The organism is Mesorhizobium sp. f-mel, from assembly GCF_053850215.1.
Map to the genome: position 1 here is coordinate 1 of NZ_JBSPTO010000012.1, position 21105 is coordinate 21105.

Below are 21105 nucleotides of genomic sequence, written 5' to 3' on the forward strand. Positions count from 1 at the left end.
GGTCATGCGGGGCAATGACGATGACAGGCATGTTCTCGTCGATCAGCGCGATCGGCCCGTGCTTCAGAGCCGTGCGTCCAAAGTGGGCTCAGGAACCACGGTGGCTCAGTGCGCCGAACTCGGCCTCAAGATTTGGCTGGTGACGGCTCCGTTTCGATACACGACCTGGCCACGTCTGCTAAATTTTTTCATCTTCATATATTTTCGGGGAGATAGATGTCGAAAGGCAGAAATGTCTGTCCCGGCGTCTTCGCGCAGCCAGTTTCGATGGCCCGGGCCATCAGCGTCATCAGCTCCTGGCAAAGCCGGCGCAGTGGTGTGGCGACCGCCATCGTGATGATGCCATCCGCGAGCGCGGCCCGTGACTCCGGTGTGATCTCGTTGACGATGGCGACAATATCCCGCTCTTCGCCCTGTTTCCTGAGCGCCGAGATTGCGCCCTCCATGCGGCCGCCGGCCACGTAAAAGCCGACAAGTTCGGGTTCCCGGTGAATCAGATCCAGTGTTGCCTCGTACGTGATCCGTCGCGTCCCGACGTTGATGGGGATGTCAAGCACCTCGAACGTCGGCGCGCTCTCACGAAAATAGGAGCGAAAGCCGATTTCGCGAAGCTCGTGAGCCTGGTAACGCTCACTGACGGCAAAGACCGCCACCTTACCCGGCCGTTTTGCGGCTTTGGAGAACATCCAGGCCGCTGTGCGCCCGACTTTGCGGTTGTTTAGGCCGACATAGCCCTCGCGTACGCCGGCGGCGAAATCGGAAAGCAGCGAAAAAACCGGGATTCCTTTCGCTTTGAGTTCTTCGACGGCTGCCGTGACCGTCGGATGGTCCGGCGCCACCATGGCGATCGCGTGGCAGTGGCCCCCGAGCTCCTGGAGAAGTGCGATCAGATCGCCCGGCACATCCGACGGCGCGAATTCGATAAGCGAAGTGCCGTGGAAAGCCTGTGACGCGTTGACTGCCGCTTCGATTTCGCGCGCGAAGTCTTGGTAAAAATGCTGCGCCGGTTTTCTGAGGATAAAGCCAAGCTGATAGCGCGGCGGATCCGGCTGCGCGCGCCGCTCGACAAGGCCGGCCGCGTGATAGCCAATAGCATTGGCCGCCTCGTAGACCCGCAGCGCAGTCTGCTTGCGGACTGGATAGCGGGCGTTCAGAACCCGGTCAACGGTTGCCACGCTGACGTTGGCTTCGCGGGCAAGATCGGCAATCGTTGGTCGCTTGGCCATGAATCCGATTCAGCAGGCATTCTCAGGAGGAGAATACGTCGATGATGAAGGTTAATAAAATCCTCTCGCGCTTACATTGATGCCGCCGTCCGGGAACCTACATCTTCCGCAATCGGGCGGCTGCGCCGAGAGCCCGTTTTAAAATTTCAGGATGAGCGTTTCTGCGGATGAAATTTGCGAGCATTGCGATGAGGATCGTGAGTGAGAGACGTCTATGAGCTGCGCGTAGCCGCGCACGAGGCGGCGCCGTCGGGTCATCGCGAACGCCGGCGCAGTGGCCGTGCGCATCAGGCGACCACGAGCTTGGCGGCACCATTTGGATGTGGTGCCGCCTTGGATTTGAATTGTCAGAAGCGGTATGTGACGCCTGTGCCGATTAGCCAAGGATTGAGCTCGGCTTTTCCCGTGACGTTCGTGCCGGCGACCACTGCGTCAAATTTCGGCTCGAGAAAGAGCTTCTTGACGTCGAAATTGATGCCCCAATGCTGATCCAGGGTGTAGTCGAATCCGACCTGCACAGCGCCGCCGAATGTGTTCTTGACGTCGAGAGCGTCGGCGCTGCCAGTCTCCTGGTTATAAAAGACCGTGTAGTTTACGCCTGCGCCGACGTAGGGCTTGAAAGCACCGAAATTGGTGAAGTGGTATTGCAGCGTGAGGGTCGGCGGCAGCACCCAAGTCTTGCCGATCTTGGCCAGCCCACCGATCATTCCCTCGCCGTAGATATTGGCGTAGGTAGTGCCGAGTATGAGTTCAGCTGCGAGATTGTCGGTGAAGTAGTAAGTAACGTCAAATTCCGGAATCACCGTATCCGAATAAGAGAGGCCGGAGCCGGGAATTCCGTTGACGTTACCCTTATCGTCCGTGATCACCCCCAGCCCACGCAGGCGAACTTGCCAGGGGCTAGGTTCGACCACGTGGACCGTGTCCTTCTGCGTCACACCCACGAATTGTGCATCCGCGGCCGCCGCCTGCTGCAATCCTGTCACCACAAGCGCAATGCCGAGTGTGATTCCGCGTCCCGGCCTTATCCAGTCTCTCATCATGCTCTCCTTGAAATCCGAAATTCGGGTGCGCGGTAGCAATGTCAGCCGTGACAAGACGCTCGGTTGATCTAGATCAATGGTGGGGTGAAATTAATTGAAGTGGCACATTTCTTAATAAAACTGTCATGTGATCACCCGGCCCCGGCAGCAAGGCGAGGCATAAGTTTAAAAGATTGAACAGCCCTGTTGCGCGGCAAGCAGTCGCCAGGGGCGCAGATCTGATCTGTGGCAGGGGCCGAGCCCAGCCCGATGCCTTTGAGGCGGCTCCTTTCACCCCGCTGGGTGACGCTTCCGACTACCCACATCGTCGGCGGCCTGTGGTATGAATCTGCCGTGATCCCGTGACCAAATCACGGAGTTGAGACATGACCGTCAGCAGCCGCGACAGCCCTGCCCGATAAGCGTCTGGCCCGTCGACCGCGATGGTTGCTGGACCAGATGTCAGCTGCGCCGGGCAGCCAATCCCGGCGGTCTACGGCGACTGGGCGACGGCCAAGGCGGCCTACCGCTTCTTTGACAGCCCGCGTGTGACCAACATAGCGTTCTCGCTGGCCGCGACCACAGCGCGCGTTGCGGCCAGCGAAGCTCCGAGCCATGTCCTGCAGGATAGGACCGAATTATCTATAACCGCGCGCAGCCGAACGAGATCGGCTTCAGCAAGACCATCAACGCCGGGCGCTAGAAGGCCGGCAGATGGGCGCCCACTTATGCAGATCTTGATCGGATCATTCCTCCACAAGAAACATTCGTTTCGACCACGAGGGCGGTTCGGGCGAAAACATCTTGCGCCGTGTGGGAGGAAATGCACCTCATCCGGCTCCTGGGTGATGGCAATTGCGTGCCGGAACGCGAGTCAACAGGTCCAGCAAACGGTTCAAGGTTCGAGGAAGATGAGCAAGCCGGCGTGCGCAGATGCGGATGTGGTAGCACCAACAACGTTTGCGCCGCTCAAGAATCAGACGTTTAGATCGATTTGGCTGGCGACGCAGGTTTCCAGCCTCGGCTGGCTGATGCAGACTGTTGCGATCAGTTGGCTGATGGCAACGATCTCAAAGTCCGATCTGAGCGTGGCGCTGGTGCAAGCGTCAACGACGCTGCCCGCGTTTTTCCTGTCTGTCTTTGCCGGCGCCATCGCCGACAATTTCAGCCGCCGCAAAGTCATGTTCGCTGGCTGGTGCGTGATCGCGCTGGCATCAGCGATGCTGGCTTGCCTCGTTGCGCTGGGACTTGTCGACCCCTGGATTGTCCTCGGATTAAGCTTTTTAGCGGGATGCGGCGTGGCGTTCACCGACCCCGCGTGGCATGCCTCGGTTGGCGATGTTCTGCGCAAGAGCGATGTTCCAGCTGCCGTTACGCTAATATCGGTCGGATATAACGCTGTTCGCAGTATCGGCCCGGCGCTTGGCGGCTTCGTCGTTGCCTCTTGTGGACCTCTGACCGCCTTCGCCCTGGCGACGCTGAGCTATCTGGGCCTGCTGTGGACCATACAGCGGTGCAAGTGGAAGGTCCCCTCCTCGCCTCTCCCGCGCGAGTCAATGTCCACGGCCATCCATGACGGGGTGCGCTTTACGGCGATGTCTTCAGAGATCAAGGCAGCAATCGCACGCGGATCCCTTTTTGGGCTGGCCAGCATCGCCATACTGGCGTTGCTCCCTCTGGTTGCTCGCGATCAGTTGAGCGCAGGGCCAGTCGGCTATGGCATCCTGATGGCCGGCTTCGGCACCGGCGCCTTCGCCGCTGGTATCTCCAACAACGTCCTGCGGCGAACGCTGTCTCAGGAGCGGCTGATCACGCTCGCTTGCATCGCCTGCGCGGCGTGTTCGCTCTCTCTTGCCCTGACCCCTTCCATTGCAGTGGCAGCTATTGCACTCGCGCTCGGCGGCGCGGGTTGGGTTGTCACTTGGACTGGACTTGACGTCAGCGTGCAATTGGCGAGCCCGCGGTGGGTCGTAGGTCGCACCTTGTCGGTCTATTATGCCTTTTCGTCGGGCGGCATCGCAGCCGGCAGTTGGCTGTGGGGCATGGTTGCTCAGAATTATTCCCTCAGCTGGGCACTTGAAAGCTCCGCTGGAGCTCTGTTGCTGGCCGCTGCAACCGGGTTCCTGTTGCCCATCCGCGAATGGAAAGAATCAGACCAAGATCCCCGGGGATTCGATGCGCCGGAAGTCGCCCTCGATTTGAAGCCAAGAAGCGGCCCAATCGTAGTTAAGATCGACTACGTGATACCGGAGAAAAATGTCGAGGCTTTCCTTGAGCAGATGCGTGAACGGCGACGGGTGCAAAGTCGCGTCGGTGCTCGGCATTGGACCCTGCAGCGCGACCTTCAAGAACCTTGCCGTTGGACGGAGACTTTTCGCACACCGACCTGGACGGACTACCTACGTCTGAATCATCGACTTACCGCCGCGGATAGGGAAGTGGACGGGCGGCTGCTCGAATTGAATGCCACAGAGTTTGCCCCTCAAACGAAGCTTTCAATCGAACGACCGACCGGCCCGGCTCGCAAACGCCATCAACCGACGCCTTTTTTCTCCCGCCCTTGAGCGCTTCACATATGTGAGACGACAAGGGTTCTGCGAAGAGAAGCGATCGTAGGTCACGCGCAATTGGCGACAAACCAGCGGCGGGCGCGGCGCGTTGGTATCAGCCACATAGCGGAGACGGCAGCAGTTGTGAGGCGAATGATCTCCCCGTCGCGACCACGATAATTGCCAAGAACGAAGCATCGACGCCGCGCCGCCTGTACGGCCAGGTCAAGCACTGGGATGCAGGGTAGGTGCCACAGCGCTGTGGGCGAGAGTTCGTACGGCGGCGCGAGCCATGCACCGTGCTCCAGCACAGCACTTTGCAGAGCATCCGGATGTTGAGCAGGCTGGCGCGATCGCTGGCGAGCACCTTGGTATGGCGCTCGCCAACGCCGCCGAAGGAGCCTAGACTTGGATCTTTCCGCCGCCCGATGTGCAGGCAGCGATCCACTTCATCGCGGAGGTTGGGTCTACGAATATGCCTGCCCGTTCCGAAAAACCGAGGAAGGCATTGCGCGCAGCGCTTACAGGTTTGCGCCCATCGTGTGCATCATAGCACACCCGAAGGGCGGTCTCGTGAATCAGGTCTCTGCGGTCTTCCGGCCATTCGTCAAGAAATTCGATTGCATCCGCAAGGCTGGCAATCTCTTGCACGATGTATGTGGCACGCTTTACGAAGATGGAGGTGCTGAATGCTTCAGCGGTCATTCTTTTCTCTCAACCTGCTGCACGATTGTTGTGAAGAGGCCACCGCCTCGACGCCCGCCGACCATGGCAGACTATTCTGTCCGGGACATGACGGTTCACCAGGTAATTAAGCCCAGCTTGGCCAACTTCCTCTTCCATTTGGGGTGTGATCGGCAGCTGCGTGGAACTTGTGGTGCCTTGGTTGTCGCGCCGCAGGCATTGGCTGAACCCGGCTTAAGATTCGACTTGCAGTGGAGGCAGCGGAGTGAGCAAGCCCTGATATTCCCCAGTCGCAACGCAGGATGCGCGCTTCGAGCGCGGCGGCCACAAAAGCACGCCGAGCGACAGCTGGATGAGCCCCACCCCGCAACTGTTGCAGACAGGCGTCCATTGCTATTTTCCTTTCTCGGTCTTGCGGCTGAAATCCCGCAGCAAGATTGTGGCTACGTCATTAACATCGAAGACGATCCGCTCTGCGCCATGCCGGCCAACCTGAACGACGATTGGCCTCGCAAATCTCGGATGGCCAGCAGGCAAGCCGCCGACACGTTTCTTCTGGGCAGCTGAGCGAGCCGCTCGCGAGCACTCAGCAGCGCAGGAAGCAAGCGGGCGCGAGAGCGCTGGCCGTCCGTGTTCTCTCGGGAATGTCTTGCCGGAGGCCAAGCTGATTGGGAGAACCACTGGTGGCGCATGGCTGCGCTGTTGACGCGCCGACCTGGGTGGTACAGGCTCTATTAAATCGATTATAGACCGCTTCATTTAGTGCAGCCATATCTAACAAACAGGGAACATGGACGACCACACAAAGGGAATCAGGAAACGCAGACCGGTGGGCAACGCCAACGACATCAAAGCGGACCTGATCGCCGTCGTTGTCGCTGTGAACGACCATGAGCCTCGCGTTCTCACAATCGGCCGGGCGAACGCGCTGCCCTCCGGTCCGTTCGAACTCAGCCATCGTTCCCTTCAGTCGGGACTCAGGTCATGGGTGGAAGAACAGACCGGGCAGCCCCTGGGCTATATCGAGCAACTCTACACCTTCGCAGATCGCGACCGGGTCGGCACGGGGCAGCGTGTGATCTCGATCAGCTATCTCGCGCTCACTCAAGTAGAAGCGGCAACGCAGTCGGCCAGGCGCCGTTGGCAGAAATGGTACGACTATTTCCCCTGGGAGGACCACCGCTCCGGAACTCCATCGATGCTGGCGAAGGTTTTGCGACCGCGCCTGCTCAAGTGGGCGGAGAGCGCAGGCGACAATGGGACGCGCCGAGAACGCCGGCAGCGGGCGGCGGTTGCCTTCGGCTTCGACGAGCGGCCATGGAATGAGGAACTGACGCTCCAGCGTTATGAGCTGCTCTACGAAGCCGCCATGGTGGGAGAGGCGACCGGCGGGCAATCTTCAGCTGCTCTGTCGTCGGTTGCAGGTGAATCGATGATCGCCGATCATCGCCGGATCCTGGCTACGGGAATTGCGCGGCTGCGCTCCAAAATCAAGTACCGGCCCGTGGTCTTCGAACTGATGCCGCCGGTCTTCAGTCTTCTACAGTTGCAGCGAACCGTGGAAGCCCTGGCGGGCAGGCTCCTCCACAAGCCGAACTTCCGTCGGCTGATCGAGCAGCAGGAGTTGGTCGAGCAAACCGGCGAGACCACCGCCGATACGGGCGGTCGACCGGCTAAGCTTTATCGCTTCCGCCATGCGGTTGTCGACGAGAGGGCCGTCGCCGGGACAAAATTGCCGCTAACGCGGGCTTGACAATCCCCTTATACTCACCGCAAGAATATGCTTCTTATATTCAGGTCGAGTATAATCGGAGGTGTCGATGACCACCGCGTTGCCATCGAGCGCATCCTTGTACGACCGCGTCCAGCGCGTGATTCCGCTGATCGAGTGGTCGGCATTTTCCGGCGATATCGATGCCATTCTCGCGTTGAAGCGGGAGCGCAACGCTGTCATCCTCGCCCACAACTATCAGACGCCCGAGATCTTCCACTGCGTAGCCGACATCGTCGGCGACAGCCTGGCGCTTGCCCGCAAGGCAATGACGGTCGACGCCGATATCATCGTGCTCGCCGGGGTGCATTTCATGGCCGAGACGGCGAAGCTTCTCAATCCGGAGAAGACCGTGCTCATCCCGGACCTCGACGCCGGCTGCTCGCTGGCCGATTCGATCACGCCCGCAGATGTGCGGCTGCTGCGGGTGCGTTACCCGGGCGTTCCAGTCGTGACCTATGTTAACACCTCCGCTGCGGTGAAGGCGGAGTCCGACATTTGTTGCACGTCGGGCAATGCGCTTGCGGTGGTCCAGTCGCTTGGCGTGCCGCGCGTGATCATGCTGCCTGACGAATATCTGGCGAAGAACATCGCCGCTCAAACGAAGATCGAAGTCATCGCCTGGAAAGGCCATTGCGAGGTGCATGAGCGCTTCACCCCGGCCGACATCCGCGATCTGCGCGAGGCCCATCCAGGCCTCACCGTGCTTGCCCATCCCGAATGCCCACCGGAAGTGGTCGCCGAGGCGGACTTCGCCGGTTCGACGGCGGCGATGTCCGATTATGTTGGGCACAACAAGCCCGCCCGGGTTGTGCTGATGACCGAATGCTCGATGAGCGACAATGTTGCGGTTGAGCATCCCGAGGTCGAATTCATCCGCCCGTGCAACCTCTGCGCCCACATGAAACGCATCACACTGGCCAACATCCGTACCGCGATCGAGCAGAACCGCCATGTCGTGACGATCGACCCGCAGATTGCGGATCGGGCTCGCCATGCGGTGGAGCGCATGCTCGCCATATGACCGCGGACAGACATGACATCGGCGGCGCGCCGGTGATTATCGGCGCTGGCGTTGCCGGCCTTATGACGGCGCTTCACCTGGCGCCACAACCGGTCGTGCTTCTGTCCAGAACGCCGCTCGGAACCGAAGCCTCCAGTGCACTCGCCCAGGGCGGGGTTGCGGCGAGCCTCGGCGCCGACGACAGCGCCGAGTTGCATTTGGCCGACACGCTTGCCGCCGGCGATGGGCTTTGTGATGAAGCGATGGTCAGGCGGGTTGTCGAGGCCATACCTCGCGCGATCGACAGCCTCGTCCGACTAGGCGCTCCGTTCGACCGTGCGTTGGATGGAGCCTTGCGGCTCGGGCTTGAGGCGGCGCATTCGCGCCGCCGAATCGTGCACGCCGCCGGCGACGCTACCGGGCGCGAGTTGCTCCGTGTGCTGGTCGCCGCGGTGCGGCGAACACGGTCGATCACGGTCCTGGAAGGCATGGACGCACTGCGCCTGATCGTAGCGGCCGGTGGAATCGTGGGCGTGGTGGCGGCCCGACACCATGGTGTCGTCGCGTTCCCCACGCGCCGCATCGTGCTCGCGACCGGCGGTATCGGCGGTCTGTTTCGCGATACAACGAACCCCCTTGCCTCGTTTGGGCACGGCCTGGCGCTGGCCGCCTGTGCCGGAGCAGAACTCGCCGATCTTGAATTCGTGCAATTCCATCCGACCGCGCTCGATACTGCGCGCCGGCCAATGCCGCTGGTGAGCGAAGCGGTGCGTGGCGAAGGCGCTGTGCTCGTTGACGAGCACGGCCGGCGTTTCCTTTCCGGCGTGCCTGGGGGCGAGCTGGCAGCCCGTGATGTGGTCGCGCGCGCGGTGTGCGCTCAACTTGAGGCCGGGAATCGTGTGTTCCTCGATGCCCGGCAATGCCTCGGGCCGAAATTCGCAAAACGCTTCCCGGCAATCGAGGCGGCCTGCCGCCAGGCCGGCATCGATCCCGCGGTCGAGCCGATCCCAGTGCGCCCGGCGGCGCATTACCACATGGGAGGCGTGGCCGTAAATGCTGAAGGCCGCAGCTCCGTTGCCGGGTTGTGGGCCTGCGGCGAAGTCGCGTGTACCGGGCTGCATGGCGCCAATCGGCTGGCCAGCAACTCGCTGGCCGAAGCGATCGCAACAGCGGTTTGGGTGGCTGAAAGCGTCGCGGGCACTTCTGCGGGCTGGCAGTGGCCCAGGCTTCCCACAATCGTGCCCATGCGACCTGACCCTTCACCCATTCGACGGTTAGCCTCCGATGCGCTCGGCATTGTCCGCAACGGCAAAGCGCTACGCGAAACCGTCACGACATTGCTGTCGATCGCGGTTGGCGGCCAGGCCGCAGCCGATCCAGCATTGGTTGCGATGTTGATCGCCATCGCCGCGCTTGCTCGTGAAGAAAGCCGCGGTTCGCACTACCGGTCCGATTTCACCGGGCGGGAAGCAGCCGCCGTCTCCTCGCGGCTGACCCTCTGCACGGCATTGGAGAGTGCGGTCGCGGTTAGCTGGCAGGCCTCGGAACGGAGCTCGTGATATGGTGTCGTTCTCGCCTCTTGCCTCAATCGTCATTGAACCAATCGTGCGCAACGCGCTCCTGGAGGATTTGGGTAGAGCTGGCGACATCACGAGTGATGCAGTGATCCCTTTTGACTGCAAAGCCTCGCTTGCGCTCAAGGCGCGGCAGGTCGGCGTCGTTGCCGGGCTCGACCTGGCAGCGCTCGCCTTCATGCTCATCGACCCGTCGATCGATATGCACATCTGGCGCCCTGACGGCAGCGATGTCGCGGCCGGCGAGACTATCGCGCAGGTGTGCGGGCCGGCGCGCGGTCTGCTCGCGGCCGAACGCACTGCGCTTAATTTCCTGTGCCGCTTGAGCGGCATTGCGACCGCCACGGCGGCGATGGTCGAGGCCGTGCGCGGCCACAAGGCCAGGATCGCGTGCACGCGCAAAACGACGCCCGGGCTGCGCGCGCTGGAGAAATACGCCGTGCGCGTCGGCGGCGGCGCCAATCACCGCTTCGGGCTCGACGACGCCGTGCTCATCAAGGACAACCATATCGCCATCGCCGGCGACATTGGCACGGCGATAGAGCGGGCGCGCGCTGCCGCAGGCCATATGGTGAAGATCGAGGTCGAGATCGACACGCTTGAACAGCTCGAAACCGCGCTCGCGCTGGGCATCGACGCGGTTCTACTCGACAATATGTCGCTTGAAGATCTTGCCCACGCGGTGGCGATGGTCGGTGGCCGGGCCATCACCGAGGCCTCCGGTCGAGTTACGCCGAGGACGGCTCCGGCGATTGCCGCGACGGGCGTCGACCTCATATCGGTCGGCTGGCTCACACACAGCGCTCCGATTCTCGACATCGGACTTGATGCGTCGATCGATGGCAATTGCAACAGACATCTGAATTGAAGGGGCCGTGTGTGCAACGCAGGTATAGCAACGGCAAGTTTTTGTTGGAGGAATGGAATGCGTAAGATCGTCGCCGGCAAGCTCCACGGCATATACGTCTCCGAAGCCAACTTGGACTACCATGGCTCAATCACACTCGACCCCGACCATTGCGAGGAAGCAGGCATCCTGCCGATGGAATTCGTCGAGATCTGGAACAAGAATTCGGGCGCACGGATCTCGACCTATGTGATCCTCGGCGAGCGCGGATCGCGCTGCTGCATCCTCAACGGGGCTGCTGCGCGCACCTGCCAGGCCGGCGATCAAGTCATCATCTGCAACTCAGTTTATATCCAGGAGACAGAGTTGACCGCGATTAACCCGCGCGTGCTGACCTTTGACAAGGACAATCGCATCGTTGATCGACTGACCTATTCGGTCAGACGCAACGGCGACGGAGGCTACAACTTTTCCATCCTCGACGAGGCCAGCAATGCCCTGCCCGTACCAGCGCTGGTTGGCAGATCATGACGGATCAGGCCGGCCGAGGCCCAGGACTTCTCCGCTGAACGGGACCCACAGCGAACGCTTTTAACAATGGAGGCGGAATGAACAGCGAGTTGTACCCGAACGCTGCGGCAAGCTCATCCGACGGAGTGTCCCAGCAATGGACCCGCGAGGCGGCTGAGGCTATCCACGACTTGCCCTTCAACGACCTGCTCTTCCTGGCGCAGACGATCCATCGTCAGAATTTCGACCGAAACCAGGTGCAGCTGTCGCGCCTCCTCTCGATCAAGACCGGCGGCTGCCCGGAAGATTGCGGCTATTGCAGCCAATCCGCGCAGCACCAATCCGGCCTCGAGGCCTCCAAGTTGCTGGATGTTCAACGCGTCATCGCCGAGGCCAGAAAGGCGCGGAACGCAGGTGCCACGCGCTACTGCATGGGAGCCGCCTGGCGCAGCCCAAAGGCCCGTGACATGGACGCCGTCGTCGCCATGGTCGAGGGTGTGAAGGCTCTCGGCATGGAGACATGCATGACGCTGGGCATGCTCGACCTCGACCAAGCGCACCGGCTCAAGGAGGCCGGCCTCGACTATTACAACCACAACGTCGACACCTCCGAGCGATATTATAAGGAGATCATCTCGACCCGGACCTTTGCCGACCGGCTGGAAACGCTCGCCAATGTCCGCGAGGCCGGCATCAATGTCTGCTGCGGCGGCATTGTCGGCATGGGCGAGGAGAAGGCCGACCGTATCGACATGCTGGTGATGCTTGCCAACCTGCCGGAGCCGCCCGAGAGCGTGCCGATCAACATGCTGATTCCTATGCCCGGCACGCCGCTGGCCGAGGCGGCACCGATCGATCCGATCGAATTCGTTCGCATCATCGCACTCGCCCGCGTCCTGATGCCGAAGTCCGATGTGCGCCTATCCGCCGGTCGTACGGCTATGAGCGATGAGATGCAGGCGTTGTGCTTCTTTGCCGGGGCAAACTCCATCTTCGTCGGCGACACCTTGCTGACCGCCGGAAATCCCGAAGAATGCAAGGACAGTGCCCTGTTGCGCCGGCTCGGCATCAAGCCGATTGCGCGCGAAGCCCTGTGAACGGGCGGGTGTTGCTCGACCGCTACGAGGCCAGCCTGCGCGGGCTCGCCCGCAAGAACCGATTGCGGACCTTGATCACCCGCTCGGGGCTCGACTTCGCCTCCAACGACTATCTCGGCCTGGCGCGCTCGCGGCGCATGGCGCAGGCGCTTGCGGCAGCGCTCGCCGCTGGCACGCCTGTCGGCGCGACCGGCTCGCGGCTGTTGCGCGGCAACACGCCTGAGCACGAGGCGCTCGAAGCCAAGGCGGCTGACTTCTTCGGGGCCGAGCGCGCTTTGTTGTTCGGCAGCGGCTATGTCGCCAATTTCGCGGTGCTGACGACCTTGCCCCAGAAGGGCGACCTGATCGTGCTGGACGAACTCAACCATGCCAGCGCGCACGAGGGGGCACAAGCGGGCCGTGCCGAAGTGATGGAAGCCACGCACAACGATGCCAATGCGGTAAACGACGCAATCCGTGCCTGGCGTGCAAAGGGCGGCAGCGGCCGTGTCTGGATCGTGGTCGAGAGCCTCTACAGCATGGATGGCGACCGGGCTCCGCTGCGCGAACTGATCGAGGTCGCCGACCGTCACGATGCATTCCTGTTCGCCGATGAGGCGCACGCCACCGGCGTCTATGGCCCCGGCGGGCGCGGTCTCGCCCACCATCTCGAGGGCCGCGATAATGTCCTGGTTCTGCACACCTGCGGCAAGGCGTTGGGGGGATCGGGGGCGCTGGTCACCGCGCCGGCTGTGCTTTGCGATTATCTCGTCAACCGCTGCCGTCCCTTCATCTATGCCACCGCGCCCTCGCCACTGATGGCGGTAGCGGCTGCCACGGCGCTCGACATCCTCGTGGACGAGCCCGACCGACGTGAGCGGCTGGCCAGCCTGGTCGCGCTTGCAGGCAAGAGGGCCGAGGCGCTGGGCCTGCTTGCGAGCGGCTCGCAGATCCTGCCCGTCATCGTCGGCGACAATGCCCGCGCCATGGCGCTGGCTGAGGCGTTGCAGGCGCGCGGGTTCGACGTGCGCGGCATCCGTCCGCCAACCGTGCCAGAAGGCACCGCGAGGCTCCGCATCTCGCTGACGCTGAATGTCGGCGAGGCCGACGTTTCGGCGCTGTTCGATGCGCTTGCCGCGGAATGGGAGCGCACGCCATGACGGTCCAGATCGTTGTCACCGGCACCGACACCGGCGTCGGCAAGACGGTGTTCGCGGCGGGGCTGACCGGCCTGCTTGACGGCATTTACTGGAAGCCCGTGCAATCGGGCACCTGCGAAGAAACCGACAGCGAGGTCGTCTCCCTGCTCGCCGATCTGCCTGCAGCTCGTGTGCTGCCGGAAGCCTGGCGCCTCCGCCAGCCGCTATCGCCACATCTTGCCGCCAAGTTGGACGGCGTGGAAATCGATGCACAGGCACTGTCACTGCCCGCGACGGACAGACCACTGATTGTGGAAGGCGCCGGCGGGCTGATGGTGCCGCTCAACAGGCGCGTGCTCTACATCGACGTCTTCGCGCGATGGAACGCGCCTGTGGTGCTCTGCGCCCGCACCACCCTCGGCACCATCAATCATACGCTGCTTTCCGTCGAGGCTCTTCGCTCCCGCTCGATACCCCTGCTCGGCATCGCATTCGTCGGCGACAGGATGGTCGACACGCAAAAAACGATCGCCGAAATGGGCAAGGTTCGCGTGCTTGGGCGTCTGCCGCTCCTGGAATCCCTGACGCCCAGTACGCTCTCCGCGGCCATGCGCGCCTCATTCAATGCCGACGACTTCGAGAAGATCCGGCCATGAGCTCCGCTGTCTGGCATCCCTTTACCCAACATGCCACCGAGCCGGTGCCGCCGACGATCGTGCGCACCGAGGGCGCCTATGTCGAGGCCCGGGACGGCAAGCGCATACTCGATGCGATCTCCTCCTGGTGGGTCATCACCCACGGCCACCGTCACCCGAAGGTCATGGCGGCGATCCGACACGCGACCGAGACACTCGACCAGGTGATCTTCGCCGGCCTCAGCCATGAGCCGGCCGAGCAATTGGCCTCGGCGCTGGTCGACATGGCGCCGGCGGGTCTCGACTGGGTCTTTTATTCCGACAGCGGCTCGACCAGTGTCGAGGTGGCGCTAAAAATGGCGCTCGGCTTTCACCGCAACAACGGCGCGCCGCGCTCGCGCATCGTCGTTATGGAGCATAGCTATCATGGCGACACGATCGGCACGATGAGCGTCGGCGCGCGTGGCGTCTTCAATGCAGCCTATGAGCCCTTGCTGTTCGAGGTCGATACCATCCCCTTCCCCGCCGCAGGCCGCGAACAGGAGACGCTCGATCGTTTCGAGGCTGTCACCCGCGACCGCCGCGCTGGTGCGCTGATCGTCGAGCCGCTGGTGCTCGGCGCCGGCGGCATGCTCATGTACCCCGCCTGGGTTATCGCTGAACTCAAACGCATTGCCGAGCGCTCCGGGACGCTTTTTGTCGCCGACGAAGTCATGACCGGCTGGGGCCGCACCGGCACGATCTTTGCTTGCGAGCAGGCAGCGGTCGCGCCCGACATATTGTGCACTTCCAAGGGGCTGACCGGCGGCTCATTGCCGCTTGCAGCGACGCTTGCCACTGATGCGATCTTCCGTGCGCATTTTTCCAGCGACCGGACCAAGACCTTCTTCCATTCAAGCTCTTACACAGCGAACCCGATCGCCTGCGCGGCGGCACTGGCGAATGTCGGTATCTGGAACGACGAGCCCGTGGCGGAGCGGGTGGCCGCGCTGTCGCGGATGCAAGCGGAAAAGATCGTGCGGTTCAGCGGGGATCCGCGTTTCGAGAATGTGCGCACGACCGGCACCATCGCCGCGCTCGACCTTAGCGTCGGCACTGCAGGCTATCTGGCCGAAGTCGGCCCAAGGCTGCGCGCCTTCTTCCTCGAGCGCGGATTGTTGGTGAGGCCGCTCGGCAACGTCATCTACGTGCTGCCGCCTTATTGCGTGACATCGGGCGAACTCGACCAGCTCTACGTGGCAGTAGACGAGGCAGCCGAGCTTGCGAGCGAGAGTATATGAACCGCACGGCGCGCATCATAGGGCTTGGCCATCATGTGCCGGCGCGGAAGGTAGGCAATGCCGAGATCGAGGCGAGCCTCGGTCTGGAAACCGGCTGGATCGAGGTGCGCACCGGCATCCGATCGCGCTTCTGGGCAGAACCCGAGGACACCCTCTCCGGTCTGGCGGTAAAAGCCGGCGACATGGCGCTGGAGGCGGCCGGTATCGATCGCAAGGACATCGGTCTGCTTTTGCTCGCCACTTCGACGCCGGATCACCTCCTGCCGCCCAGCGCGCCGCTGGTCGCGCACAGACTCGGCCTCGAGAATGCCGGCGCGGTTGACCTTGCCGGCGCCTGCGCGGGGTTCATCTATGCCATGACCTTTGCCGATGGCTTTGTCCGCCTGCACAACAAGACAGCCATCGTCATCGCAGCCAACATATTGAGCCGTAGGATCAATCCGGGCGAGCGCGCAAGCGCGGTGCTGTTCGCCGATGCCGCAGGTGCGGTGGTGCTCGCCCCTTCCGGGAATCCCGGCCATGGCATACTCGGCTCCTCGCTTGCCTCGGACGGCTCCGCTTATGGCCTGATCCAGATTCCGGCGGGCGGCAGCAACCGTCCGTTCTCTGAGGAGATCGACGTTGCAGAAACGCGAATGACCGTCGCGAACGGCCGCGAAATCTTCGTCAAAGCTGTCGAGATGATGAGCCGCTGTTCCAGGCAGGCGCTGGTGGGAGCCGGCCTCGCGGCGTCAGATGTCCACCGCTTTGTGCCCCACCAGGCAAACGCCCGCATCTTCGAAGCGGCCGGCAGGTCGCTCGGCATTGAGGATTGCCGCATTGTCAAAACCATCAGCAATTATGGCAACTCGTCAGCCGCAACCATTCCGCTGTCGCTGTCAATCGCGCACAGCGCCAATCCGATTCAGCGGGGCAAGAAATTGCTGCTGGCGGCGGCCGGTGCCGGCCTTGCCGGTGGGGCATTGGTGGTTGGCTTTTAGCCCGGACCGATCTGTGTTCTGATGGCGCTGGACGATCACATTTTGTAAAGTTCCGTCGCCCCTTGAAAACAGGCTGGGCTTGGAAGTGAAAGGGAACCTGGCCGACCATCTCGAATTCGCCGACATGGCCGCGGACGATCCACGAGGACGCGAAGGACCATTTCTGCGTCTTCCGACGTACACGAATATCTGCCTTCAGTGCGGCATTGGACGATCCCGAGTTCGGCCATATCGCTCAGATGAAAGGGTAGTCGGGATACCACCCACCAGAGAGATCAGGTCCGTCACCGTTTTGTCCCCGTCCATCAGGTGAATGAGGCTCAGCAACCGCATATCCAACGGCCGCAAACAGCTTCGCGGCAACGGACAGCTGCCTTCGCGAAGGCCAGCCCTGAACTCGCGGGCGGTCGTGAATGGCACGATGCGTTTTGATTGCAGCGTTTGACATACGTAGTTGCGCCCCCGATGGAATTTTGCACGCCGGAAATTCCTTTTCTATCCCTGGTGACAGAGAACCTACTTCAAGTTACCTTATCCAACCAGTAGGCAGAACCTTGGATTAGAAACCAAATAGACGAAACTGTTTAGAAGTTGGGATTTTATAGATGGGCCTACGCACAGAAACCGAGAAAATGTTGGCCGGAGAGCCTTACAATGTTCTAGATCCTTATCTCGTTGCAGAGAGATACAGGATAAGAGACTTGTGCCAGAAGATAAACTCATCAAGCGATGCGGATGCAGATCTACGACGGAACCTTTACAAACAGATTTTCGGGAAAGGTGGAGACACTGTGTCTATACAGCCACCCTTTTTCTGCGACTACGGTTCCAACATAGAGTTGGGTGCACAAGTATTTTTCAATTTTAACTGCATAGTTCTGGATGCTTGCCGTGTTCGTATAGGTGACTATGCGCTTTTTGGTCCAGGCGTCCAAATCCTGACGCCGATGCATCCACTCGATGCTGCCCTTCGCCGCAAGCAGCTGTACGGAAAGCCGGTTGAGATTGGATCAGACGTTTGGGTGGGGGCGGGGGCAATTATCCTGCCTGGCGTGACCATCGGATCAGGCACTGTGATCGGTGCAGGCAGTGTCGTAACACGCGACATTCCAGCTGGAGTGTTTGCAGCTGGTAACCCCTGTCGCGTGATCCGAGAAATCTCTGCCGATGAGCGCGAAACCTACTCGCCAGCTAGCGACTAAGCTGTGACGTCGCAACTCTTCCTTTCCAGGAGCCGGTCAGTGTGAAAGGCGCAGCAAAGATGTAGAAGGGCAGGCAATTCGATTGCGACCACGCTCTGATGGAGGTCAGGCCCTGCTCGGTTCTCGTTCCGACCTAGATAACCCTCAGGATCGTCCCGCGGTGCTGTGAGCTGGCTACTGTTCGTGGTTGCTCCAGCGCGATCAGCTCACCGCCAAAAGGGCGCAGCGGTCGCCTTATTAGGCACATGAAGCAGCCCTCCGTAGGCGAGCGGATCTTGAGCGCGACGTTGTTGTGGTGCCTTCCCTCCCGCGAAGCTGGGGTGCTCCCCTCCGAGCGGCGAGCGCGAAAGGTTCAGCTTGCGTGATTCAGTAAGTCCCGGACACTTTAAGATGCTCGGGACTTACTGAGTCACGCACAGACATCTGGCATTTGGACGAGGGCGTGATCGCCATTGCCGGCCAGAAGCACTGGCTGTGGCGGGCGTTTGATCAGGACCTTATGTGCTGAATCTTCCAAACTCGACACGACAGCGCCGATCGTCTCCGCCGGCGTAGGGCCGTAGGGCCGGGTGGCGTAGGGCCTGAATGCCGGGTTTCAGGGGCCGTGGCGCGCGCGCGCCAGCTTAGAACCAGATGTTTCCAAACTATCCACGTCACGGATGCTTTTCATCGAAATAATCGATTTTACGAATTGACCGCCGTTTCACTACAAGGGCCTCTTGACCGAAACTGTAGCCAGTCGAGCGGCGCAGGAGCCATGGGAGTTGGTTAGAGAACCATATATTTGGAGCCCAATGCCACGAAGAGTCGATCACGCGGTTCACTCTGGCACACGCGCGTTTGAACCAGCCGCCGCGCGCGATGATAGTCCACTGTCATCGTTTTGCCGGATGAACGGTCGGTCTCCGACAGCGCTGCTCGTTAGAGCATTTCACAAAATGGATTGATCCCATTCACCCAGCTCCTTTCTCGAGCGCTCCCGTTGCCCGCGATTCCTTTTAGATTCGCCAGCTTCTCGAAAGCTAGTCCTCCTAGAGCATGACGACTTAAGACGGGCCCTGGCCTATTGAATGCAATGGATCTGAACGTAGAGAGCCGACGCGAAGAGAGATCGCAGACGAGGTGGGTTTTCGGCGTCCCTTGATGATGACTTGCACCGCCTTGCCGAGGACCTCCCGGTCTGCCGGCGCAGGATAAAGACCCGTCGCGGAAAAACGTTCGACGTTTTTGCCGCGTCGGGGCGCTGCGCTGCGTTGGAGAATTGGACGATGACCAACCCGTTCGTTAGCCGCGAGGGCTCCAGATGGATGCCCGTATATCTGAGTATCGATGGCGTGTGCGATGACGAGGACGACTTCGATGGCGAGCTCAATCGCATGATCATGGTCGTCGACCATGCCGGCCGCTGCATCGGCTGCGGAGCCTGCGCCCGCGTCTGTCCGAAGAACTGCCAGACCCATGTTGCGGCCGACAACACCGCAGCATGATCTGACGGACAAACAGGAGAACGTCGGTGCCCCTCAGAATGTTTTGCCACGTCATGGTGTTGGTCCTGTCCATCAACGCTCTAGCCGCCTATCTCGTCTCGCATTCCATACGAGCGGTAATCGTCAAGACGCTGAGTTGTGGCTGCTTCTCCAGGCAGGCTATTTCGCAGGCGTGCTCTTTCTGATCTGGCGGTCTGGCCGTCCTGGGAGCGCTGCACAAAGGCCAAGCATTTCGATGGCTGCTAGGAAGGTCGGCGGCTACCGCTAACCTGTTGTGAGGAAGAGGAATGAACCTTCGGACTTCGCAGCATTGGCGTGCGGGTTGCGTCGTTTCGACGGCGAAGCAGATGCTGAATCGATGACGGGTTCTCTTTGGAACACGACCTTTGGAAGGACTCGTGCATAGCAGTTTTAGCTCAACCACACACCGATGGAGAGAACATGCTGGAAAACTTCGAACGCCACCCGCTCACCTTTAGCCCGACCACCATCGGCGATCGAGCGGCCCCTTGCCATGTCCAAGGGACGATCCCGCACGCGCCTGCGCTTCGTCAACTTGGCCATCGCCGGAACAAAGTGCGTGCTCGCGGCCTGCGGCTACAATCCACAGCGGGTGACCCCCATCCTCTAGGCGCAGGCGAAGTCGGCATGAGGCGGCGTATGCCCGAAAGCCACCAAACGGGTGGCCTGAGGCCCCGCAACGCCAGCCAATGCCCACCAAGGGTGCGCCGACAGCACGCATCTGCCGTTCAAGAAGTGCTCCAGACATCAACAGCGCTCAAAAACGCCTCCCCTGCCAAGCCCTCTTGATCGGCCACGAAATGCGAACGCTACTCGTGGATCACCATGCAAAGCTTACCCGGGTGATGCAACGAGCGCTCTTGGACTGCGGTTTCGCCGTTGACGTGATGCCTACTCTCGAAGAGGCGTCGCTTGCATTTGGTTGTGCGCGCTATGACATTCTCCTGCTCGAGTTAGCCCTGCCGGACGGCGATGGGTTAGACTGGCTGAGGCAGTTGAGGCGCGACAGGCATTCGATCCCTGCTATCATGATGAGCAGCCTCGATGATCTCGATACGCGAATCGCGATTTTCAACGGCGGTGCGGACGATTTCTTGCCTAAGCCTGTCTCGATTGATGAACTCATTGCCCGAATACGAGCCGTTCTGCGGCGATCAACGCAGGTGACCGACCCCGTCGTTACATTTGGCAATCTCACATTCGATCCGATCGGCCGCCAGGTTTCCGTTGGTGGTCAGTCGCTAAAAATCCCGCGCCGCGAACTGTGCATCCTTGAGCATCTGCTCAACCGCGCAGGCCGCATGTTGCCGCGCACCATCCTGGTGGATAGCCTGTATTCGTTCGACAACGAAGTCTCGAGCAATGCGCTTGAAGTCGGAATCTCCCGCTTACGTGCGCTTTTGGGCCAAGCCGGTGCGACGCTAACAATCAAGACGGCGCGGGGTATCGGCTATGTCCTTGAAGTGAATGAAGCGCCGCCGGACGGGTAGTCGGTCGAAATTGAACGCCGCATTCACCTTCAAGCTCTGCAACGACAAGGGCCACCCCGACTTGTCGCTGTCGCTAACGCATCTGGTCGACGCCGTTGCCGTTGACGACCGAACACTGCGGCTCACCTTTTCCGGCAAGCAATCGGCCGCACCGCGCTCAACGTGGAGTCCTAATCCTTCCAAGCCGGCTGGGCTCCGGCATTACACAATTAGCCCACCCCAAATTGAGCAACGAAGACAAAACAATGAAAAAATCCCCTCTGCTGACATCGGCCGCGATTGGCTTGCTGGGCATGTTTGTGACAGCGCAATTGTTTGCGGCCGAAATGGACGCCCACTCGGCCCCGCAGCGGCCTACGGCCATGAAGGAGCCGATGATATCGGCTGGACCCTCTGGCTCGCCTGTGGTCAACCGCCCGACGGCGGGAATGAGATGTCCTCAAAGCCGACGTGTACGCTGCTGGGTCACCTGCCAGACCTCAGAACTGCCATCCGGCTCGGCCGCGTGCTGGTGGATCTGTGACTGTTGAGCTATGTGGCACCCGCCACGCATCTGGTAGCACTCTTCGATAAGAAATAAGGGCGTCAATCTCTTTCGCCCGAAACCGC

General features: G+C 61.2%; 19 protein-coding genes and 2 pseudogenes. 17 read left to right on the forward strand and 4 right to left on the reverse strand.

The annotated features are described in order from the left end of the window. From ACWUKX_RS16405 to ACWUKX_RS16415, 3 genes and pseudogenes are all read right to left on the reverse strand, one after another. A pseudogene (locus ACWUKX_RS16405) lies at positions 1 to 67 on the reverse strand (SIS domain-containing protein); the annotation flags it as partial. A 127-nt stretch (positions 68 to 194) separates the two neighbouring features. Further along, positions 195 to 1226 (reverse strand): LacI family DNA-binding transcriptional regulator, encoded by a 1032-nt coding sequence (locus ACWUKX_RS16410; RefSeq protein ID WP_456007935.1) that lies wholly within the window; start codon positions 1224 to 1226, stop codon positions 195 to 197. Positions 1227 to 1573: 347 nt separating this feature from the next. Next, complete coding sequence (locus tag ACWUKX_RS16415; RefSeq protein WP_456007936.1) at positions 1574 to 2269, reverse strand: OmpW/AlkL family protein; 696 nt, start codon at positions 2267 to 2269, stop codon at positions 1574 to 1576. 422 nt (positions 2270 to 2691) lie between these two features. On the opposite strand from ACWUKX_RS16415, the pseudogene ACWUKX_RS16420 reads away from it, so the two are divergent. Together ACWUKX_RS16420 and ACWUKX_RS16425 are read left to right on the forward strand one after the other, a co-directional pair. Next, a pseudogene (locus tag ACWUKX_RS16420) lies at positions 2692 to 2763 on the forward strand (hypothetical protein); the annotation flags it as partial. Positions 2764 to 3159: 396 nt separating this feature from the next. Continuing rightward, positions 3160 to 4812 (forward strand): MFS transporter, encoded by a 1653-nt coding sequence (locus tag ACWUKX_RS16425; protein WP_456008055.1) that lies wholly within the window; start codon positions 3160 to 3162, stop codon positions 4810 to 4812. 387 nt (positions 4813 to 5199) lie between these two features. On the opposite strand, the gene ACWUKX_RS16430 is transcribed toward ACWUKX_RS16425, so the two are convergent. Then, on the reverse strand, positions 5200 to 5502 hold the full coding sequence (locus tag ACWUKX_RS16430; protein WP_456007937.1) for a DUF982 domain-containing protein: 303 nt from the start codon (positions 5500 to 5502) through the stop codon (positions 5200 to 5202). Between the two features lie 63 nt (positions 5503 to 5565). On the opposite strand from ACWUKX_RS16430, the gene ACWUKX_RS16435 reads away from it, so the two are divergent. The 15 genes from ACWUKX_RS16435 to ACWUKX_RS16505 all read left to right on the forward strand — a co-directional run bounded on the left by ACWUKX_RS16435 (position 5566) and on the right by ACWUKX_RS16505 (position 21019). Beyond that, positions 5566 to 6048 carry a hypothetical protein gene (locus tag ACWUKX_RS16435; RefSeq protein WP_456007938.1) on the forward strand — a complete coding sequence of 161 codons (483 nt, stop codon included), beginning with the start codon at positions 5566 to 5568 and terminating at the stop codon, positions 6046 to 6048. Positions 6049 to 6271: 223 nt separating this feature from the next. Further along, entirely contained in the window at positions 6272 to 7234 is a 963-nt protein-coding gene (locus ACWUKX_RS16440; RefSeq protein WP_456007939.1) for an NUDIX hydrolase, read from the forward strand. Positions 7235 to 7301: 67 nt separating this feature from the next. After that, on the forward strand, positions 7302 to 8276 hold the full coding sequence (gene nadA / locus ACWUKX_RS16445; protein ID WP_456007940.1) for a quinolinate synthase NadA: 975 nt from the start codon (positions 7302 to 7304) through the stop codon (positions 8274 to 8276). Further along, positions 8273 to 9814 carry an L-aspartate oxidase gene (locus tag ACWUKX_RS16450; RefSeq protein ID WP_456007941.1) on the forward strand — a complete coding sequence of 514 codons (1542 nt, stop codon included), beginning with the start codon at positions 8273 to 8275 and terminating at the stop codon, positions 9812 to 9814. Before nadA ends, ACWUKX_RS16450 begins: the two co-directional genes overlap by 4 nt. A 1-nt stretch (position 9815) precedes the next feature. Continuing rightward, a complete protein-coding gene (gene nadC, locus ACWUKX_RS16455) occupies positions 9816 to 10697 on the forward strand; it encodes a carboxylating nicotinate-nucleotide diphosphorylase (RefSeq protein ID WP_455850790.1) in 882 nt (293 codons plus the stop codon). A gap of 57 nt (positions 10698 to 10754) precedes the next feature. After that, positions 10755 to 11207: an aspartate 1-decarboxylase gene (panD, locus tag ACWUKX_RS16460; RefSeq protein WP_456007942.1), complete on the forward strand. Its 453-nt coding sequence runs from the start codon at positions 10755 to 10757 to the stop codon at positions 11205 to 11207. 77 nt (positions 11208 to 11284) lie between these two features. After that, the gene (gene bioB / locus ACWUKX_RS16465) at positions 11285 to 12283 is read left to right on the forward strand and encodes a biotin synthase BioB (protein WP_456007943.1); all 999 of its coding nucleotides are present in this window, start codon (positions 11285 to 11287) and stop codon (positions 12281 to 12283) included. After that, a complete protein-coding gene (locus ACWUKX_RS16470) occupies positions 12280 to 13422 on the forward strand; it encodes an 8-amino-7-oxononanoate synthase (RefSeq protein WP_456007944.1) in 1143 nt (380 codons plus the stop codon). Before bioB ends, ACWUKX_RS16470 begins: the two co-directional genes overlap by 4 nt. Then, positions 13419 to 14057: a dethiobiotin synthase gene (gene bioD / locus ACWUKX_RS16475; protein ID WP_456007945.1), complete on the forward strand. Its 639-nt coding sequence runs from the start codon at positions 13419 to 13421 to the stop codon at positions 14055 to 14057. The genes ACWUKX_RS16470 and bioD overlap by 4 nt, the downstream gene beginning before the upstream one ends. After that, positions 14054 to 15316 carry an adenosylmethionine--8-amino-7-oxononanoate transaminase gene (locus tag ACWUKX_RS16480; RefSeq protein WP_456007946.1) on the forward strand — a complete coding sequence of 421 codons (1263 nt, stop codon included), beginning with the start codon at positions 14054 to 14056 and terminating at the stop codon, positions 15314 to 15316. Before bioD ends, ACWUKX_RS16480 begins: the two co-directional genes overlap by 4 nt. Then, complete coding sequence (locus tag ACWUKX_RS16485; protein WP_456007947.1) at positions 15313 to 16296, forward strand: beta-ketoacyl-ACP synthase III; 984 nt, start codon at positions 15313 to 15315, stop codon at positions 16294 to 16296. Before ACWUKX_RS16480 ends, ACWUKX_RS16485 begins: the two co-directional genes overlap by 4 nt. A gap of 605 nt (positions 16297 to 16901) precedes the next feature. Then, on the forward strand, positions 16902 to 17498 hold the full coding sequence (locus ACWUKX_RS16490) for a sugar O-acetyltransferase (RefSeq protein WP_456007948.1): 597 nt from the start codon (positions 16902 to 16904) through the stop codon (positions 17496 to 17498). Between the two features lie 1268 nt (positions 17499 to 18766). After that, positions 18767 to 18985, forward strand: coding sequence for a 4Fe-4S binding protein (locus tag ACWUKX_RS16495; protein WP_455850797.1), 219 nt, complete (start codon positions 18767 to 18769; stop codon positions 18983 to 18985). A gap of 821 nt (positions 18986 to 19806) precedes the next feature. Continuing rightward, positions 19807 to 20496, forward strand: a complete 690-nt coding sequence (locus ACWUKX_RS16500) for a response regulator (RefSeq protein WP_456008056.1) — start codon at positions 19807 to 19809, stop codon at positions 20494 to 20496. A 10-nt stretch (positions 20497 to 20506) separates the two neighbouring features. Then, entirely contained in the window at positions 20507 to 21019 is a 513-nt protein-coding gene (locus ACWUKX_RS16505) for a hypothetical protein (RefSeq protein ID WP_456007949.1), read from the forward strand. Positions 21020 to 21105: the final 86 nt, after the last annotated feature.

Bases quoted from the DNA above. Each gene is read 5' to 3' on its own strand.
- ACWUKX_RS16410 (WP_456007935.1), bottom strand. From the start codon at position 1,226: ATGGCCAAGCGACCAACGATTGCCGATCTTGCCCGCGAAGCCAACGTC.
- ACWUKX_RS16415 (WP_456007936.1), bottom strand. From the start codon at position 2,269: ATGATGAGAGACTGGATAAGGCCGGGACGCGGAATCACACTCGGCATT.
- ACWUKX_RS16425 (WP_456008055.1), top strand. From the start codon at position 3,160: ATGAGCAAGCCGGCGTGCGCAGATGCGGATGTGGTAGCACCAACAACG.
- ACWUKX_RS16430 (WP_456007937.1), bottom strand. From the start codon at position 5,502: ATGACCGCTGAAGCATTCAGCACCTCCATCTTCGTAAAGCGTGCCACA.
- ACWUKX_RS16435 (WP_456007938.1), top strand. From the start codon at position 5,566: ATGGCAGACTATTCTGTCCGGGACATGACGGTTCACCAGGTAATTAAG.
- ACWUKX_RS16440 (WP_456007939.1), top strand. From the start codon at position 6,272: ATGGACGACCACACAAAGGGAATCAGGAAACGCAGACCGGTGGGCAAC.
- nadA (WP_456007940.1), top strand. From the start codon at position 7,302: ATGACCACCGCGTTGCCATCGAGCGCATCCTTGTACGACCGCGTCCAG.
- ACWUKX_RS16450 (WP_456007941.1), top strand. From the start codon at position 8,273: ATGACCGCGGACAGACATGACATCGGCGGCGCGCCGGTGATTATCGGC.
- nadC (WP_455850790.1), top strand. From the start codon at position 9,816: ATGGTGTCGTTCTCGCCTCTTGCCTCAATCGTCATTGAACCAATCGTG.
- panD (WP_456007942.1), top strand. From the start codon at position 10,755: ATGCGTAAGATCGTCGCCGGCAAGCTCCACGGCATATACGTCTCCGAA.
- bioB (WP_456007943.1), top strand. From the start codon at position 11,285: ATGAACAGCGAGTTGTACCCGAACGCTGCGGCAAGCTCATCCGACGGA.
- bioD (WP_456007945.1), top strand. From the start codon at position 13,419: ATGACGGTCCAGATCGTTGTCACCGGCACCGACACCGGCGTCGGCAAG.
- ACWUKX_RS16480 (WP_456007946.1), top strand. From the start codon at position 14,054: ATGAGCTCCGCTGTCTGGCATCCCTTTACCCAACATGCCACCGAGCCG.
- ACWUKX_RS16485 (WP_456007947.1), top strand. From the start codon at position 15,313: ATGAACCGCACGGCGCGCATCATAGGGCTTGGCCATCATGTGCCGGCG.
- ACWUKX_RS16490 (WP_456007948.1), top strand. From the start codon at position 16,902: ATGGGCCTACGCACAGAAACCGAGAAAATGTTGGCCGGAGAGCCTTAC.
- ACWUKX_RS16495 (WP_455850797.1), top strand. From the start codon at position 18,767: ATGACCAACCCGTTCGTTAGCCGCGAGGGCTCCAGATGGATGCCCGTA.
- ACWUKX_RS16500 (WP_456008056.1), top strand. From the start codon at position 19,807: ATGCGAACGCTACTCGTGGATCACCATGCAAAGCTTACCCGGGTGATG.